At 71.7% G+C, this 16,583-nt stretch carries 18 protein-coding genes; 14 read left to right on the forward strand and 4 right to left on the reverse strand.

Going from position 1 to position 16,583, the window contains the following annotated elements; translation table 11 throughout:
- Positions 1-124: 124 nt before the first annotated feature.
- From ald to JK359_RS30260, 8 genes are all read left to right on the forward strand, one after another.
- Positions 125-1,249, forward strand: a complete 1,125-nt coding sequence (ald, locus tag JK359_RS30225) for an alanine dehydrogenase (RefSeq protein WP_201842356.1) — start codon at positions 125-127, stop codon at positions 1,247-1,249.
- A 415-nt stretch (positions 1,250-1,664) separates the two neighbouring features.
- Positions 1,665-2,798 carry a ParA family protein gene (locus tag JK359_RS30230; RefSeq protein ID WP_201842358.1) on the forward strand — a complete coding sequence of 378 codons (1,134 nt, stop codon included), beginning with the start codon at positions 1,665-1,667 and terminating at the stop codon, positions 2,796-2,798.
- A complete protein-coding gene (locus JK359_RS30235; RefSeq protein WP_201842360.1) occupies positions 2,783-3,331 on the forward strand; it encodes a hypothetical protein in 549 nt (182 codons plus the stop codon). Before JK359_RS30230 ends, JK359_RS30235 begins: the two co-directional genes overlap by 16 nt.
- Before the next feature lie 38 nt (positions 3,332-3,369).
- Positions 3,370-4,503 carry a segregation/condensation protein A gene (locus JK359_RS30240; protein ID WP_201842361.1) on the forward strand — a complete coding sequence of 378 codons (1,134 nt, stop codon included), beginning with the start codon at positions 3,370-3,372 and terminating at the stop codon, positions 4,501-4,503.
- Entirely contained in the window at positions 4,500-5,150 is a 651-nt protein-coding gene (scpB, locus tag JK359_RS30245; protein ID WP_201842363.1) for an SMC-Scp complex subunit ScpB, read from the forward strand. Before JK359_RS30240 ends, scpB begins: the two co-directional genes overlap by 4 nt.
- Before the next feature lie 13 nt (positions 5,151-5,163).
- Entirely contained in the window at positions 5,164-6,231 is a 1,068-nt protein-coding gene (locus JK359_RS30250) for a pseudouridine synthase (protein WP_201842365.1), read from the forward strand.
- A gap of 55 nt (positions 6,232-6,286) precedes the next feature.
- Positions 6,287-7,306, forward strand: coding sequence for an ADP-ribosylglycohydrolase family protein (locus tag JK359_RS30255; protein ID WP_201842367.1), 1,020 nt, complete (start codon positions 6,287-6,289; stop codon positions 7,304-7,306).
- A gap of 4 nt (positions 7,307-7,310) precedes the next feature.
- Entirely contained in the window at positions 7,311-8,060 is a 750-nt protein-coding gene (locus JK359_RS30260; RefSeq protein ID WP_201842369.1) for a nucleotidyltransferase domain-containing protein, read from the forward strand.
- On the opposite strand, the gene JK359_RS30265 is transcribed toward JK359_RS30260, so the two are convergent.
- Together JK359_RS30265 and JK359_RS30270 are read right to left on the reverse strand one after the other, a co-directional pair.
- Complete coding sequence (locus JK359_RS30265) at positions 7,986-8,729, reverse strand: nucleotidyltransferase domain-containing protein (RefSeq protein ID WP_201842371.1); 744 nt, start codon at positions 8,727-8,729, stop codon at positions 7,986-7,988. The genes JK359_RS30260 and JK359_RS30265 overlap by 75 nt on opposite strands.
- 22 nt (positions 8,730-8,751) lie before the next feature.
- Positions 8,752-9,186, reverse strand: a complete 435-nt coding sequence (locus tag JK359_RS30270; RefSeq protein ID WP_201842373.1) for a Rieske (2Fe-2S) protein — start codon at positions 9,184-9,186, stop codon at positions 8,752-8,754.
- Positions 9,187-9,333: 147 nt separating this feature from the next.
- On the opposite strand from JK359_RS30270, the gene aroH reads away from it, so the two are divergent.
- From aroH to der, 5 genes are all read left to right on the forward strand, one after another.
- Complete coding sequence (gene aroH, locus JK359_RS30275) at positions 9,334-9,696, forward strand: chorismate mutase (RefSeq protein WP_201842375.1); 363 nt, start codon at positions 9,334-9,336, stop codon at positions 9,694-9,696.
- On the forward strand, positions 9,693-10,778 hold the full coding sequence (locus tag JK359_RS30280; protein WP_201842377.1) for a prephenate dehydrogenase: 1,086 nt from the start codon (positions 9,693-9,695) through the stop codon (positions 10,776-10,778). The genes aroH and JK359_RS30280 overlap by 4 nt, the downstream gene beginning before the upstream one ends.
- A 265-nt stretch (positions 10,779-11,043) precedes the next feature.
- Positions 11,044-11,733 carry a (d)CMP kinase gene (gene cmk, locus JK359_RS30285; RefSeq protein ID WP_201842379.1) on the forward strand — a complete coding sequence of 230 codons (690 nt, stop codon included), beginning with the start codon at positions 11,044-11,046 and terminating at the stop codon, positions 11,731-11,733.
- A 62-nt stretch (positions 11,734-11,795) separates the two neighbouring features.
- Positions 11,796-12,383 carry a lysophospholipid acyltransferase family protein gene (locus tag JK359_RS30290; protein WP_236678694.1) on the forward strand — a complete coding sequence of 196 codons (588 nt, stop codon included), beginning with the start codon at positions 11,796-11,798 and terminating at the stop codon, positions 12,381-12,383.
- 76 nt (positions 12,384-12,459) lie between these two features.
- Entirely contained in the window at positions 12,460-13,950 is a 1,491-nt protein-coding gene (gene der, locus JK359_RS30295; protein WP_201842383.1) for a ribosome biogenesis GTPase Der, read from the forward strand.
- A gap of 71 nt (positions 13,951-14,021) precedes the next feature.
- On the opposite strand, the gene JK359_RS30300 is transcribed toward der, so the two are convergent.
- Positions 14,022-14,420 carry a hypothetical protein gene (locus JK359_RS30300; RefSeq protein ID WP_201842384.1) on the reverse strand — a complete coding sequence of 133 codons (399 nt, stop codon included), beginning with the start codon at positions 14,418-14,420 and terminating at the stop codon, positions 14,022-14,024.
- A 69-nt stretch (positions 14,421-14,489) separates the two neighbouring features.
- The gene (locus JK359_RS30305; protein WP_201842386.1) at positions 14,490-15,293 is read right to left on the reverse strand and encodes a DUF8842 C-terminal domain-containing protein; all 804 of its coding nucleotides are present in this window, start codon (positions 15,291-15,293) and stop codon (positions 14,490-14,492) included.
- Positions 15,294-15,834: 541 nt separating this feature from the next.
- Here JK359_RS30305 and JK359_RS30310 point away from each other — a divergent pair.
- Complete coding sequence (locus JK359_RS30310; RefSeq protein WP_201842388.1) at positions 15,835-16,515, forward strand: LysM peptidoglycan-binding domain-containing protein; 681 nt, start codon at positions 15,835-15,837, stop codon at positions 16,513-16,515.
- The last annotated feature ends 68 nt before the right edge of the window (positions 16,516-16,583 follow it).

The following is a 16,583-nucleotide window of genomic DNA, read 5'->3' on the forward strand; positions in this document are numbered from 1 at the left end:
GACAGGCGGAACACCTTCATTAGACTGGCTCTGCCGCACGTTCTCCTGCGGTGTCTCCCGGTATGCCCCCGCATGCCTGGGTATGTCATGTAAAGCACCCCCCATACCCTCTGAGCCAAGGACCGTGATCGACGTGAAGGTCGGCATCCCCCGCGAGGTCAAGAACAACGAGTTCCGGGTGGCCATCACCCCCGCCGGTGTGCACGAGCTGGTGCGCAACGGGCACCAGGTCGTCGTCGAGCGGGGCGCCGGCCTCGGTTCGTCGATCACCGACGAGGAGTACGTCTCCGCCGGTGCCGCGATCCTGGACACCGCCGACGAGGTCTGGGCCACTGCCGACCTGCTGCTGAAGGTCAAGGAGCCCATCGCGGAGGAGTACCACCGTCTCCGCAAGGACCAGATCCTCTTCACCTACCTGCACCTGGCCGCCTCCAAGGAGTGCACGGACGCGCTCATCGAGTCCGGCACCACGGCCATCGCCTACGAGACGGTGGAGCTGCCGAACCGCGCCCTGCCGCTGCTCGCCCCGATGTCGGAGGTCGCGGGCCGGCTGGCCCCGCAGGTCGGCGCCTACCACCTGATGCGCGCGGCCGGCGGCCGTGGCGTGCTCCCCGGCGGCGTCCCGGGCGTCACCCCGGCCAAGGCCGTGGTCATCGGCGGCGGTGTCTCCGGCTGGAACGCCACCCAGGTCGCCGTCGGCATGGGCTTCGAGGTGACCCTGCTCGACCGCGACATCAACAAGCTGCGCGAGGCCGACAAGATCTTCGGTACGAAGGTCAAGGCGATCATGTCCAACTCCTTCGAGCTGGAGAAGGCCGTCCTCGACGCCGACCTCGTCATCGGTGCCGTCCTCATCCCGGGCGCCAAGGCTCCGAAGCTGGTCACCAACGAGCTGGTGTCCCGCATGAAGCCCGGAAGTGTTCTTGTCGACATCGCGATCGACCAGGGCGGCTGCTTCGAGGACTCCCGTCCCACCACGCACGCCGAGCCGACCTTCCGCGTCCACAACTCGGTCTTCTACTGCGTGGCCAACATGCCGGGCGCGGTGCCGAACACCTCCACCAACGCCCTCACCAACGCCACGATGCCGTACATCGTCTCGCTGGCCAACAACGGCTGGGTCGAGGCGCTGCGCCGCGACGCCGCGCTCGCCAAGGGTCTCAACACCCATGACGGCAAGGTCGTTTACAAGGAGGTCGCCGAGGCCCACGGCCTGGAGCACGTCGAGCTGGAGTCCCTGCTCGGCTGACCCCTTCCGACCAGGTGAGTCGCTAAGTCGCCAGCAGGAAAAAGGCGATTCGTCAACACGCCTCGTCAACCTCGCGCACCCGGCCGGACCTTGCCCGACAAGGTCCGGCCGGATGTGTGTATGGTCACTTTGCGGCTCTCGGTCAACTCGCCTCGAACGTAACCCTTCGACCGATTCGCACACCGGTGAAACCTGCTGTGCGACGGCCGTACGCCCTTGACAGCGGGATGTTTCATTGCCGACACATCCTGCCGGGTCCGGCGGATTGTGTTGCTGCGGACCGCCGACACGCCATAGAGTCGCCAACCGTCGGCATGGTGCCACGCTGACCTTGTCTAGAAGTTTCCTGGTCACCAAGGAGGTAAGACGACTTGTGAATGAGTCGACATTTTCTCCCGGGGGTGGTCAACCAGGAATGCCGGTCCGGGGCCAGGGTCCCGCGGGATTCGAGGCTGTCGGCTCCGTCGCTGTGCGCACCTTCGCAGCCCACCAGAGTTCCGGTCCGCAGGCGGCCGGGACAGCACACCAGAGCATGGATGGCCATCACGTGAACGCCATGGCCGGCGACGGAAGTGGCGCGCCCCACAACCACTTCGCCGACTACGACGAACTGCCCGAGGGGCACTTCTACGACCCCGATGCCGAGTACGAGCCCGATCCGGAGTACGCGGCCACGCTCGCGCCCGACGCGGCCCGCCAGCGCCGTGAGCGCGTCGGTCCGACCGGACGCCCGCTGCCGTACTTCCCGATCCCGGGCCCGCTGACCGACCACGGCCCCGCGAAGATCATCGCGATGTGCAACCAGAAGGGTGGCGTCGGCAAGACGACGTCGACCATCAACCTGGGTGCCGCGCTCGCGGAGTACGGCCGGCGCGTGCTGCTCGTGGACTTCGACCCGCAGGGCGCGCTGTCGGTCGGTCTCGGCGTCAACCCGATGGAGCTGGACCTCACCGTCTACAACCTGCTCATGGAGCGGGGCATGTCGGCGGACGAGGTCCTGCTGAAGACGGCGGTCCCCAACATGGACCTGCTGCCCTCCAACATCGACCTGTCGGCCGCCGAGGTCCAGCTGGTCTCCGAGGTCGCCCGCGAGTCGACCCTGCAGCGGGCGCTCAAGCCGCTGCTGCCCGACTACGACTACATCGTGATCGACTGTCAGCCCTCGCTCGGCCTGCTCACGGTCAACGCGCTGACGGCCGCTCACAAGGTGATCGTGCCGCTGGAGTGCGAGTTCTTCGCCCTGCGCGGTGTGGCCCTGCTGACCGAGACCATCGAGAAGGTCCAGGAGCGGCTCAACCCCGAGCTGGAGCTGGACGGCATCCTCGCCACGATGTACGACTCGCGCACGGTCCACAGCCGCGAGGTGCTGGCCCGTGTCGTCGAGGCGTTCGACGATCACGTCTACCACACGGTCATCGGCCGCACGGTCCGTTTCCCGGAGACCACGGTCGCCGGTGAGCCGATCACCACGTACGCCTCCAACTCCGTCGGTGCCGCCGCCTACCGCCAGCTCGCCAGGGAGGTGCTCGCCCGGTGTCACGCCGAGTGAGTCTGCCGGGGGCCGACGAACTCTTCCGTACGACAGGGGGAACGGCGCTCCAGCCGTCAAGTCCCCGGCGCCCGGCCAATGGTGAGGCCAGGGTGCCGGCTCCCGCGGGGGAGAGCGACGAGACGGCCGCCGCCGAGGACACACCGCAGTCGGTGCCCGTGCAGGGCGGCGACGGCGAGGGCGCGGAGCACGTGGCGGCGGAGGCCGAGCCGGCCGAGGCCGGCGAGTCCCGCACTCGCCCGGCGCGCCGCCAGGCGGCGGCGCAGGAAGGTTCTGCCGCGCAGCCGCGCAAGCGCGGGCGGGCGGCTGCCCGGCGGCCCAGCGGCCGGGAACGGCACGACGAGAAGATCACCGTGTACGTGTCGGCCGAGGAGCTGATGGACCTCGAGCACGCGCGGCTGGTGCTGCGCGGCGAGCACGGTCTCGCGGTCGACCGCGGACGGATCGTCCGCGAGGCGGTGGCCGTGGTGCTGGCCGACCTGGAGTCCCGTGGGGACGCGAGCATTCTGGTGAGACGGCTGCGGGGTCGGTAGTCGGCCATGAGGTCCGCAGGCGGTAGCCTGCGACGGCCATGACCTCGAACGACGCTCCCGCCACAGCCCCCGGCCCAGGTGCCGGCCGCAGGCGTGCGCTGGGACGCGGACCGGGCACCGCGGCGATCGAGCCGGGAGAGCCCGCGGTCGCCGGGTCCGGAGAGTCCGGAGCCGTAGGGCCGGGAGGGTCCGGAGCCGCCGAGCCCGGAGAGTCCGGAGCCGTAGGGCCGGGAGGGTCCGGAGCCGCCGAGCCCGGAGAGTCCGGAGCCGTAGGGCCGGGAGGGTCCGGAGCAACCGAGCCCGGAGAGTCCGGAGCCGTCGGGCCGGGAGAGTCCGCGGTGCCGGAGTCCGACGGGTCCCGGGACGGGGTTTTCAAGGTCCGGCTCTCGAACTTCGAGGGGCCCTTCGACCTGCTGCTCCAGCTGATCTCCAAGCACAAGCTGGATGTCACCGAGGTCGCGCTGTCCAAGGTGACGGACGAGTTCATGGCGCACATCCGGGCCATGGGGACGGACTGGGACCTGGACCAGGCGACCGAGTTCCTCGTCGTCGCGGCCACGCTGCTCGATCTGAAGGCCGCCCGCCTGCTGCCCGCCGCCGAGGTGGAGGACGAGGCCGACCTGGCCCTGCTGGAGGCCCGGGACCTGCTGTTCGCCCGGCTGCTGCAGTACCGCGCGTACAAGCGGATCGCCGACATCTTCAACGAGCGCCTCGACGAAGAGGCCCGGCGCCACCCGCGTACCGTCGGGCTCGAACCGCAGCACGCCGAGCTGCTGCCCGAGGTCGTCATCAGCATCGGGCCCGAGGGCTTCGCCAGGCTCGCGGTCAAGGCAATGCAGCCCAAGCCCAAACCGCAGGTCTACGTCGACCACATCCACGCCCCGCTGGTCAGCGTCCAGGAGCAGGCCGGGATCGTGGTGGCGCGGCTGAAGGAGCTGGGCGAGGTCAGTTTCCGGGTGCTCGTCGAGGACACCGGCGACACGCTCACGGTCGTGGCCCGGTTCCTGGCCCTGCTGGAGCTGTACCGGGAGAAGGCCGTCGCCCTGGAGCAGGAGGCCGCGCTCGGGGAGCTGGTCGTGCGCTGGACCGGTGGGGACACCGACGCGGCGCCGATGGTCACCGACGAGTTCGACCGGCCGCCGGAGCAGCCCGAGGAGGAGAGGAAGGCATGAGCGAGGAGACCGCGGAACTCCCGGCGGGCCTGTCCGGTGTCGCCGGCCTCGACCTGAAGCCCGCCCTGGAGGCGATGCTCATGGTCGTGGACGAGCCGGCGACCGAGGAGCACCTGGCGAAGCTCCTGGAGCGGCCGAAACGGCAGATCGCTGACGCGCTGCGCGAGCTGGCCGACGAGTACACCGTGCAGGGCCGCGGCTTCGAACTGCGGTTCGTGGCCGGCGGCTGGCGCTTCTACACCCGTGCCGCGTACGCGCCGGCCGTGGAGCGGCTGGTCCTGGACGGGCAGACCGCCCGGCTCACGCAGGCGGCGCTGGAGACCCTCGCCGTCGTCGCCTACCGCCAGCCGGTCAGCCGCAGCCGGGTCTCCGCCGTGCGCGGAGTCAACTGCGACGGCGTGATGCGCACCCTCCTCCAGCGGGGTCTGGTCGAGGAGGCGGGCGCGGAACCCGAAACAGGTGCGATCCTGTACAGGACGACGAACTACTTCCTGGAGCGGATGGGCCTGCGCGGCCTGGACGAGCTTCCGGAACTCGCGCCCTTCCTCCCCGAGGCGGAGGCGATCGAGGCCGAGACCCAGGAGGGGGTCCCGTCGTTCGACCCGGACGCGCCCGACGCGCCCGGTGGTCAGGACGCAGACGACTAAGACGGAATTCTTGATGCGAAGCAGCGGCAGCGGCAGGAACAGCGGACGCGGTAACCACCGCGGCGCCGGCAACGAACGGGACGAGCGGCAGGGGCAGGGCCGTCCCCGCAAGCCCCGCCCGGAGGAGCGCCGCTACGACGTGGGCCCCGGCGCCACCAAGGACGGCCCCAAGTCCGGTCGCGGCGGCGCGGCCCGCGGCGGCGCCAAGGGCGGTCCCAAGCAGTCCCAGCAGGGCGGCCGAGGCCGTACGGCCCCCGCACGCTCGCGCGAGTACGAGGCGCGGACCGAGGAGCGCAACCGGGAGCGGTACGCCGGCAAGAAGGACATCAAGCTGCCCAAGACCTTCCCGGGCGCCGAGCAGGAGGGCGAGCGGCTGCAGAAGGTGCTGGCCCGCGCGGGCTACGGCTCCCGGCGTGCCTGCGAGGAGCTGATCGAGCAGGCCCGCGTCGAGATCAACGGCGAGATCGTGCTCGAGCAGGGCCGCCGCGTGGACCCCGAGAAGGACGAGGTCAAGGTCGACGGCCTGACCGTCGCGACCCAGTCGTACCAGTTCTTCTCGCTCAACAAGCCCGCCGGCGTCGTCTCCACGATGGAGGACCCGGAGGGGCGGCAGTGCCTCGGTGACTACGTCACCAACCGCGAGACCCGGCTTTTCCACGTCGGGCGGCTCGACACCGAGACCGAGGGCGTCATCCTGCTCACCAACCACGGCGAGCTGGCGCACCGTCTCACCCACCCCAAGTACGGCGTGAAGAAGACCTACCTCGCCGCCATCGTGGGCCCGATCCCGCGCGACCTGGGCAAGCGTCTGAAGGACGGCATCCAGCTGGAGGACGGCTACGCCCGCGCGGACCACTTCCGGGTGGTCGAGCAGACCGGCAAGAACTACCTGGTCGAGGTGACCCTGCACGAGGGCCGCAAGCACATCGTGCGGCGCATGCTCGCCGAGGCCGGCTTCCCGGTCGAGAAGCTGGTGCGCACCTCCTTCGGCCCGATCACCCTCGGCGACCAGAAGTCGGGCTGGCTGCGCCGTCTGTCGAACACCGAGGTCGGCATGCTGATGAAGGAAGTCGACCTCTAAAGCGCCTTGCCGTGATCACCGTCCCCCTTTATTGTCAGTGTGACGATAAAAGGGGATGGTGACCCACGTGTCCAAGCAAGCCGCAACCGGAACACTCCTCGGCCTCGCCCTGGGCGACGCCCTCGGCTACCCGACCGAGTTCAAGACCGTGCCGTTGATCCAGACGATGTTCGGTCCCTGGCGGCAGCTGGAGCTGTCGCAGCGCGCCCTCGTCTCCGACGACACGCAGATGACGCTCGCCGTCGGGCGTGCACTCCGGACGGCCCTGGAGCACGGGCACCTCGCGCCGGAGCGGCTGGAGCGGCCGCTGCGCGAGGAGTTTGTGCACTGGTACCGGTCGCCCGAGAACAACCGCGCCCCGGGCAACACCTGCCTGACCGCCTGCGACCTGCTCGGGACGGAGGGCCGCCGCTGGCAGGACGCCAGCCAGGTCGGCTCCAAGGGCTGCGGCGCCAACATGCGGGTCGCCCCGCTCGGGATCGTCCCCGGGCTGAACGGCGAACAGCGCGCCGGCGCCGCCCAGTTGCAGTCCGCGCTCACCCACGGCCACCCCACCGCGCTCGCCGCCTCCGACCTCACCGCCCACGCCGTCCACCTGCTCGCCCAGGGTGACGACCCGGCCGGACTGGTCGGCCGGCTGCGCTCGTACGCCCTCCGGCACCGCACCCGCTACGACCACACCTGGCTCGGCGACCTGTGGACCCGCTCCCAGGACCCGACACCCGAGCACTTCATCGCGCGCGGCTGGGACGAGTGCCTGGCGGTCCTGGACCGCCTCCAGGAGGCCGTACGGACCGTCTCCCCGGAGACCGACCCCTGCCTGGCCACCGGCGAGGGCTGGATCGCCGAAGAGGCCCTCGCCACCGGGCTGCTGTGCTTCCTGCTCTTCCCCGACGAGCCCGTCACCGCCCTGCGCCGGGCCGCGTGCACCGCCGGCGACTCCGACTCCATCGCCTGCCTCGCCGGCGCCTTCGCGGGTGCCTGGCTGGGCGCGGACGCCTGGCCCGCCGACTGGGCCGAGCGGATCGAGTACCGGGAAGACCTGTTGGCCCTGGGCACGCTCTGGGACGCTTAGGCCCATGATCGACGACCTCGACATCGACCTGACCCCGGTGGTGGCGGAACAGCCCGACCCGCTGCTCCTCGCGACCGTCTCCGGAGCCCATCTGTACGGCTTCCCCTCCCAGGACTCAGACGTGGACCTGCGCGGCGTCCATCTGCTCCCCGCCGCCGACCTCGTCGGCCTGCGCGAGCCGGAGGAGACCCGCTCGCGGACCTGGGTCCGGTACGGCGTCGAGCTGGACCTCGTCACCCACGACCTGCGCAAGTTCGTACGGCTGATGCTCCGCCGCAACGGCTACGTGCTGGAGCAGCTGCTCTCGCCCCTGGTCGTGCACACCACCGACGCGCACCGGGAACTGGCCGCCCTGGTGCCCGGCGTGCTGACCAGCCACCACGCCCACCACTACCGCGGCTTCGCGGTGACCCAGTGGCGGCTGTTCGAGAAGACCGGCGAACTGAAACCGCTGCTCTACACCTTCCGGGTCCTGCTCACCGGCATCCACCTCATGCGCAGCGGCGAGGTCCAGGCCCATCTGCCCACGCTCCTGGACCAGGTGGACGCCCCCGGTTACCTGCCCGAGCTGATAGCCGCCAAGGCGCAGCAGGAGCACGGCACGGCCGACGTCGGCCACGCGCGCGTGGAGGCCGACGTGGAGCGGCTGCACGGCGTGCTCGACGAGGCGCAGGCCGCCTCAGCGCTGCCGGACGCGCCCGGCGCCCAGGACGCCCTGCACGACCTGGTGGTCCGGCTCCGCCTGCAGGGCTGAGGCCCGCCGCACCCCGAACAGGAAGGCGGCCACGCGCGCGTGGTCCGGCTCCGGCGGCAGCGAGGTGCCCCGCAGGGCGTCCTCGGCCTCGTCCGCCAGCCGGGCCATCCACGCCTCGACCCGTGGCCACGGCACCTCGCCCCGCTTCACCGCGAGCAGCGGCTCGCGCCGGTCACCGACGTCGATCCGCAGCTCGCCGGTGCGCAGCAGGTCCCCGGCGCTCATCAGCAGGCGCAGCAGATGCATGGCGTGCTTCCAGCGCGGGGCGCCCGTGGTACGGACGTCGGCGTCGAGCTTCTTGCGCTGGCCGAGTGCGTAGCGGGTGAAGGTCCCGTACACCTGCCGGGACAGGAACGCGGACCGCAGGGACAGCAGCTCGCGGCCGGTGTCGTCCGCGTGCTCGACCAGCGGGGAGTGCAGGCACTCCAGGATGTTCGGGTTGCCGCGCAGCGCCAGCTCGCAGAACCGCTCCAGCTCCCAGGAGAACTGCTCCTCGCCCGGCCCCTCCACGTGCGTCGGCGGTTTGTCGAACCGCCAGTACAGCGGGGTCGGGGCGAGGAACACCCCGCGCCGGTCGGTGTCGCTGGCGTCCGTGGCCAGGCCGAAGGCGCGCGAGCCCATGACACAGGCGTAGACCGTGTGGTCGCGTACGAGGTCCTGCGGATGCATTCCGGGAGCGTACGCGGCCCCCTCACGCCAGGTGGATCGAATTTCCGTGCACGGTGATCGACTCCTTCGCCAGCGGCCTGGTGGCGGGACCGTGGGCCACCGAGCCGTCGGCGATGCGGAACCTGCTGCCGTGGCAGGGGCAGTCGATGGTGCCGTCCGCGACCTTGTTCACCGTGCAGCCCTGGTGCGTGCAGACCGCAGAGAAGGCCTTGAAGTCACCCTTCTTCGGCTGGGTGACCACGATCTTCTGCTCCTTGAAGACCTTGCCCCCGCCCTCCGGGATATCGCTCGTGTCGGCCAGCTGCTTGCCGGCCGGGGACGCCGGCAGCCTGCCGGAGGTGGACTCCGACGAGGTGGAACCGCTCTCGTCCGTGGTGCCGCCGCACCCCACGCATCCCAGGGCGAGCGCACCGGCGCCCGTCGCGAGAACCGTCCGCCGCGTTGCGGGCTGGGTCATGTCACGCCTCCGTACAGACATCGAAAACCGGTGGATACCAGAACTTTCCGCATCGTCTCAGCGGGCGGGCGGCGCGCGCCCGCTCCGCGCGGGCTGACTACGCTGGACGGACCAAGAACAGACACGCAGGCAGCGAGGAGCAGCGCCGTGGCGGTACGAGCGGTCCGGGGGGCCGTCCAACTCGAACGGGACGAGGCCGGGCACATGGAGGAGCAGGTCGGAGCCCTGCTCACCGCCGTCCTGGAACGGAACGGGCTGACCGTCGACGACCTGATCAGCATCTGGTTCACGGCCACCCCCGACCTGCACAGCGACTTCCCGGCCGCCGCCGCCCGCAAGCTCGGCATCGTGGACGTCCCCCTCATCTGCGCCCAGGAACTCGACGTCGAGGGCGCCATGCCCCGGGTCGTGCGGATCCTCGCGCACATCGCGTCGGACAAGCCCCGTGCCGACATCAGCCACGTCTACCTCGGCTCCGCCGCCGCCCTGCGCAAGGACATCGCCCAGTGAGAACCGCACTCGTCATCGGCACCGGCCTCATCGGCACCTCCGCCGCGCTGGCACTCGTGCAGCGCGGGGTCACCGTCCACCTCGCCGACCACGACCCCGAGCAGGCCCGTACCGCCGCCGCGCTGGGCGCCGGCACCGACGAGGCGCCCGACGGCCCGGTCGACCTGGCCCTCGTCGCCGCCCCGCCCGCCCATGTGGCCGGGGTGGTCGCCGACGCCGTGCGCCGGGGCCTGGCCCGCGGCTACCTGGACGTGGCCAGCGTCAAGGGCGGCCCGCGCCGCGAGCTGGAGGCGCTCGGCCTCGACCTCACGACGTACATCGGCACCCACCCCATGTCCGGCCGGGAGAAGTCCGGCCCGCTGGCCGCCACCGCGGACCTCTTCGAGGGCCGCCCCTGGGTGCTGACCCCCACCCGCGACACCGACACCGAGGTGCTGAACCTCGCACTGGAACTGGTCTCGCACTGCCGGGCCGTACCGGTCGTCATGGACGCCGACGCCCACGACCGCGCCGTCGCCCTGGTCTCCCACATGCCCCACCTGGTGTCGAGCATGGTCGCCGCGCGCCTGGAGCACGCCGAGGAGGCCGCCGTACGGCTGTGCGGGCAGGGCATCCGGGACGTGACCCGGATCGCCGCCTCCGACCCGCGGATGTGGATCGACATCCTGTCCGCGAACCCGGGCCCGGTCGCCGACCTGCTCGCCGACGTGGCGTCCGACCTCGACGAGACCGTCCGGGCGCTGCGCGCCCTGCAGTCCTCCGACGAGGACAAGCGGCGCACCGGCGCCACCGGCATCGAGGACGTGCTGCGCCGCGGGAACGCCGGCCAGGTCCGGGTACCCGGCAAGCACGGCAGCGCGCCGCGCGTGTACGAGACCGTCGTCGTCCTCATCAACGACCAGCCCGGACAGCTCGCCCGGATCTTCGCCGACGCGGACCGGGCCGGGGTCAACATCGAGGACGTCCGGATCGAGCACGCGACGGGCCAGCAGGCCGGCCTGGTCCAGCTCAGCGTGGAGCCGAGCGCGGCGGCCGTCCTGACGGGCGCGCTGCGGGAGCGGGGCTGGGCACTGCGGCCGTAGGGCCCGGCCCGGCGCCGGCCCCCGTGTCCGGACGGGTGCTGCGGGTCCGGCGAGGGCCCTGGGTCCGGACGGGTGCTGCGGGTCCGGCGAGGGCCCTGGGTCCGGACGGGTGCCCCGGCCGGTCCGGTGCGGGCGCTGGGTCCGGAGGGGTGTCCCGGTCCGGCGCCGGTGCATGCGTCCGGACGAGTGACCCGTACCCAGTAACCTTGTGCAGGGCGCCCTCGCCCCCGCACCCCGCCAGCACCGCACCAGGAAGGTGTCCCCCGTGGAAAACGGCGCCGCCGCCAAGCCCGTGATCGTCGCCATCGACGGTCCCTCCGGCACGGGCAAGTCGAGCACGTCGAAGGCCGTGGCCGCGCAGCTCGGCCTGAGCTACCTGGACACCGGCGCCCAGTACCGGGCGATCACCTGGTGGATGGTGACCAACGGCATCGACCTGGAGGACCCGACCGCGATCGCGGCCGTGGCCGGCAAGCCGGAGATCGTCTCCGGGACCGACCCGGACAAGCCGACGATCACGGTCGACGGAGTCGACGTGGCTGGCCCGATCCGCACCCAGGAGGTCACCTCCCAGGTCAGCGCGGTCAGCGCGGTGCCCGAGGTGCGCGCCCGGATCACCGAGCTGCAGCGCTCCCTGGCCACCGGCGCCGAGCGGGGCATCGTGGTCGAGGGCCGTGACATCGGCACGACGGTCCTCCCGGACGCCGACCTGAAGATCTTCCTCACCGCCTCCCCGGAGGCCCGCGCGGCCCGCCGCAGCGGCGAGCTGAAGGGCGCCGACGTCAACGCCACCCGCGAGGCCCTGATCAAGCGGGACGCGGCCGACTCCAGCCGCAAGACCTCGCCGCTCGCCAAGGCCGGCGACGCGGTGGAGGTGGACACCACCGAGCTGAGCCTCGCCCAGGTCATCGAGTGCGTCGTCACCCTGGTCGAGGAGAAGCGGGCGGGGAAGTGAGCGTTCCACCGCTTCCCTCGGAGCGGGGCGCCGAGGTCGGCCGGCGCATCGGCGTCGGCCTGATGTACGGGCTGTGGAAGCCGCGCGTACTGGGCGCCTGGAAGCTGCCCGCCACCGGCCCGGTGATCCTCGCGGTGAACCACAGCCACAACATCGACGGCCCGATGGTCATGGGCGTGGCGCCCCGGCCCACGCACTTCCTGATCAAGAAGGAGGCGTTCGTCGGACCGCTGGACCCCTTCCTGACCGGCATCGGCCAGCTGAAGGTGGACCGCACGGCCGCCGACCGCACCGCGATCACCCAGGCCCTCGGCGTGCTGGAGGCCGGGGGAGTACTGGGCATCTTCCCGGAGGGCACCCGGGGCGAGGGTGACTTCGCCTCGCTGCGTGCCGGGCTCGCCTACTTCGCGGTGCGCAGCGGGGCGCCGATCGTCCCCGTGGCCGTGCTGGGAAGCACCGGGCGGCCCGGCCGGTTGACAAAGGCGCTGCCCCCGCTGCGCTCCCGCATCGACGTCGTCTTCGGGGACCCCTTCGAGGCGGGCGACGGCACCGGGCGGCGCACGCGCAAGGCGCTGGACGAGGCCACCGAGCGCATCCAGAAGCAGCTCACCGGCCACCTGGAAAACGCCAGGCGCCTGACCGGGCGCTAGGCGACACTTGAGTAGTGGATCAGCCCACGGCAACGGTCCACCGATCACCACCGATGAACGACGAGGTACGGACTTCATGAACGACCACATCCAGCCCGACGGCTCGGACGCGTACGAGGCGCACGAGTACGACCACGGGGCTCTCGGCGACGCCGAGTACGCGGAGTTCATGGAGCTCGCCGCGGAAGAGGGCTTCGACATCGAGGACGTCGAGGGCGCCATCGAGGCGGCGGGCCACGGCCCGCTGCCCGTGCTCGCCGTCGTCGGCCGCCCCAACGTCGGCAAGTCGACCCTGGTGAACCGGATCATCGGCCGCCGCGAGGCCGTCGTCGAGGACAAGCCGGGCGTCACCCGCGACCGCGTCACCTACGAGGCCGAGTGGGCCGGCCGCCGCTTCAAGGTCGTCGACACGGGCGGCTGGGAGCAGGACGTCCTCGGCATCGACGCCTCCGTGGCGGCGCAGGCCGAGTACGCGATCGAGGCGGCCGACGCGGTCGTCTTCGTCGTGGACGCCAAGGTCGGCGCGACCGACACCGACGAGGCGGTCGTCCGGCTGCTGCGCAAGGCCGGCAAGCCGGTCGTGCTGTGCGCCAACAAGGTCGACGGCCCGAGCGGTGAGGCCGACGCGGCCTACCTGTGGAACCTCGGCCTCGGCGAGCCGCACCCCGTCTCGGCCCTGCACGGCCGCGGCACCGGCGACATGCTGGACTCCGTCCTGGAGGCGCTGCCCGAGGCTCCCGAGCAGTCCTTCGGCACCGCGATCGGCGGCCCCCGCCGCATCGCCCTGATCGGCCGTCCGAACGTCGGCAAGTCCTCGCTGCTGAACAAGGTGGCCGGCGAGGAGCGCGTCGTCGTCAACGAGCTGGCGGGCACCACCCGTGACCCGGTCGACGAGATGATCGAACTCGGTGGTGTGACCTGGAAGTTCGTGGACACCGCCGGTATCCGCAAGCGGGTCCACCTGCAGCAGGGCGCCGACTACTACGCCTCGCTGCGCACGGCCGCCGCCGTGGAGAAGGCCGAGGTCGCGGTCGTCCTGATCGACGCCTCCGAGAACATCTCCGTGCAGGACCAGCGGATCATCAGCATGGCCGTCGAGGCGGGCCGCGCGATGGTCATCGCGTACAACAAGTGGGACACCCTCGACGAGGAGCGCCGCTACTACCTGGAGCGGGAGATCGAGACCGAGCTGGGCCAGGTCGCCTGGGCCCCGCGCGTGAACGTCTCGGCCCGTACCGGCCGGCACATGGAGAAGCTGGTCCCCGCGATCGAGACGGCCCTCGCCGGCTGGGAGACCCGCGTGCCCACCGGCCGGCTCAACGCCTTCCTCGGCGAGCTGGTCTCGGCCCACCCGCACCCCATCCGGGGCGGCAAGCAGCCGCGCATCCTGTTCGGCACCCAGGCCGGCACCAAGCCCCCGCGGTTCGTGCTCTTCGCCTCCGGCTTCATCGAGGCGGGCTACCGGCGCTTCATCGAGCGCCGGCTGCGCGAGGAGTTCGGCTTCGAGGGCACCCCGATCCACATCTCGGTGCGGGTGCGCGAGAAGCGCGGCGCGAAGAAGAAGTAACAGCGGTACGACGGGAAGGGCGGCCCCTGGCTCACCAGGGGCCGCCCTTCCCGTCCATGTGCCCGCCTTCGCTACACGCCTCGCCGCGGCCCCGGCGGCAGCGCGGCCGGGACGTACTGCGCACCGGTGTCGTGCTGCCGCCCGAGCGTGCCCACCCGCTGCCACTGCGACTGCTGCCGGGCGCTGTACGCCCCGGCGCTGTAGGCGCTGTACGAACTGCTGAACGACCCCGCCCGGTGCCCGCCGTACGTGCCCATGCCGTCCGGGAAGTCCCCGAAGGCGCTGAACCCCAGCTCCTCCTCGCCGCTGCGGTCCCCCGGCAGCGTGCGGAAGGTCTTGACCCACTCCGCGTAGAGACTGTCGTAGATCGGCGTGGCCGACGGCCCGCCGACCGGCTCGTGTGCCGCCCGGGCGGACGGCACGGAGGCGAAGGAGGACCGGCGGGGAGGCGGGGTGTCGTATGCGTGCACGTATGTCCAAACGACCGGAACCCCAAAGGGATGCGGTCAGCGCGGCGGGGACGCGGGGCGGCGGCGCACTCAGGTTCCGGCGAGCGGAAGCGCCGCGGCGACCAGCTTCCCGTTGGCGGCCGCCTTGTCCAGCGCGTCCCGCAGCAGGTCCTCCCGGGGCTGCCGCCCGATCGAGCCCACCGGCGCCGCGAACATGAGCACCTGCTGGTGCTTGTTCGCCGCGGCCCGCCAGCTGTCGGTCACCTGGAGCGGCTGATGCGCCTGCCACCAGGCCACCGGCTGCCCGCCGCCCACCGACGGCTGCAGCACCGCGTGCAGCTGCCCCACGGCCAGCAGCACGGACCAGCCGTGCAGCACCGGCGGAACCGACGCCAGCTCGGTCAACGGCATGAAGCCCTGCTCGATGAGGAGCGGGAGGAAGTCGTCGCCGGCGCCGGTGCTGCCCGGGCGGACGATCGGCGAGGTCGGCTCGACGACGAGCGCGGGGTGCAACTCGCCCTCGATCAGAACGAGTCCGCTGGTCACGCCGAGCACCGCCTGCTCGGGCACGGCCCGCTGCGCCGGGCCGCCGGCGGTCGCCCCGGCCATGTCCCCGCCGGTCGCGCCGATGGAGCGCACGGCGCCCTGCAACTGCTCCTCGGTGACCTGGACGACCTGCGAGGGCAGGCAGCCGGCGTGGGCGAAGGCGAGGACGGCGGTCTCGTCGCCGATGAACAGGACGGTGCTGGTGCGCTCCTGCTCGGAGTCGCCCGGGGTGCGACAGGACGTGCAGTCGTAACTGCCCGGGGCGTTCTCTCCGGCGAGCAGCCGGTCGGCTTCTTCGTCGCCGATCTCGGCGCGTACGGCGTCGCTGACGTCGAGCATGCGCGGCACGGTGGCTCCCTCGGGATGCGGTGCTGGGGTCGGCCGGGTGGCTCCCGGCCGATGAGCCCCGGGGTTCCGGGCTCATGAAGAAGACAACGGGCGTCCTATGGTGGGGGTCACGCCCCGCGGGGAACCGGTTCGAACCTTCCCCCGCACAGGGTCACCTTCCGTACGGAATCGGCCACTCCCCGTCAACTCCGCGCCGCGTCAAGGAACTTGGATGGGTGAAGTGGGTCACAGATCGCTTCAGTCGATGGTCGACAAATCGGGAAATCAGCGGATGTAGTGGGTGGCCGAAAATCGCCGATACCGTTGGTAACTGTCAAGTGGCCTGGAAGGACGGCCACTTGGTTGATTCCGACGGCTCGTCCTCCCTACATTCCTCCGCCGTGTGCAACGAGCACCGCTCGGGTACGTCCGCCGGCCGGCAGCAGGCAGAGCACGATCACCGCTACCGGTGGCGGACGGGGCGGAGCGCGAGGAACCGCGGCGATACGCGGGACACGCGCTCGGCCTTGGGGGAAGCCCGGGTTCGTGGAGAGGGAACTACATGTCCGAGTGTGCCGATACCAGCCGCACCACCGCCCGTACCGACAGTGCCCGCAAGGGCCGTACGACCGCAGCCCTCGCCGGAGCCGCACTGCTGGCCCCGCTGGGACTGCTCGCCGCGACCGGCAACGCCGCCGCGGCGGACAACGGAGTGTGGGACCGCATCGCCCAGTGCGAGAGCGGCGGCAACTGGCACATCAACACCGGCAACGGCTACTACGGCGGGCTCCAGTTCTCCGCCGGCACCTGGCGCGCGTACGGCGGCACCGCCTACGCCCCGACGGCCGACCAGGCCTCCAGGAGCGCGCAGATCGCCGTCGCCACCAAGGTCCAGGGCGCCCAGGGCTGGGGCGCCTGGCCGGTCTGCTCGGCCCGCGCCGGAGCCTCCGGCGCCGCCCCCGCAGCCGCCTCGGGTACGCCGTCCCGGCACGGCGCGACGACGGAGTCCGCCCCGGCGAAGCGGGCCCCGGCCACGTCCGCCCCGGCGCGGACGCCGGAGCGTCCGACGTCCCGCACGGCCCGCGGCACGTCCCGCGGTGACTACACCGTCCGCGAGGGCGACACGCTGAGCGTCATCGCCGCCCGGCACGGAACCACCTGGCAGCGCGTCTACGCCGCCAACAAGGCCGTCATCGGCGCCGATCCCGATCTGATCGTGCCCGGCCAGCGCCTCGCGATCTGAGCACAGGCCGGCACCCCCGCAGGCAGCCGCCGTCCCGACCAGGACGGCGGCTGTCCGCGGTGGGGGAA

Source organism: Streptomyces actinomycinicus (assembly GCF_016741775.1).
GTDB lineage: Bacteria > Actinomycetota > Actinomycetes > Streptomycetales > Streptomycetaceae > Streptomyces > Streptomyces actinomycinicus.

Coding starts and splice junctions, on each gene's coding strand:
- JK359_RS30290 (WP_236678694.1), top strand. CDS start 11,796: ATGTACGGGCTGTGGAAGCCGCGCGTACTGGGCGCCTGGAAGCTGCCC.
- JK359_RS30270 (WP_201842373.1), bottom strand. CDS start 9,186: ATGACCCAGCCCGCAACGCGGCGGACGGTTCTCGCGACGGGCGCCGGT.
- JK359_RS30265 (WP_201842371.1), bottom strand. CDS start 8,729: ATGCATCCGCAGGACCTCGTACGCGACCACACGGTCTACGCCTGTGTC.
- scpB (WP_201842363.1), top strand. CDS start 4,500: ATGAGCGAGGAGACCGCGGAACTCCCGGCGGGCCTGTCCGGTGTCGCC.
- JK359_RS30260 (WP_201842369.1), top strand. CDS start 7,311: ATGATCGACGACCTCGACATCGACCTGACCCCGGTGGTGGCGGAACAG.
- JK359_RS30240 (WP_201842361.1), top strand. CDS start 3,370: ATGACCTCGAACGACGCTCCCGCCACAGCCCCCGGCCCAGGTGCCGGC.
- JK359_RS30230 (WP_201842358.1), top strand. CDS start 1,665: ATGCCGGTCCGGGGCCAGGGTCCCGCGGGATTCGAGGCTGTCGGCTCC.
- JK359_RS30250 (WP_201842365.1), top strand. CDS start 5,164: ATGCGAAGCAGCGGCAGCGGCAGGAACAGCGGACGCGGTAACCACCGC.
- JK359_RS30310 (WP_201842388.1), top strand. CDS start 15,835: ATGTCCGAGTGTGCCGATACCAGCCGCACCACCGCCCGTACCGACAGT.
- der (WP_201842383.1), top strand. CDS start 12,460: ATGAACGACCACATCCAGCCCGACGGCTCGGACGCGTACGAGGCGCAC.
- JK359_RS30255 (WP_201842367.1), top strand. CDS start 6,287: ATGGTGACCCACGTGTCCAAGCAAGCCGCAACCGGAACACTCCTCGGC.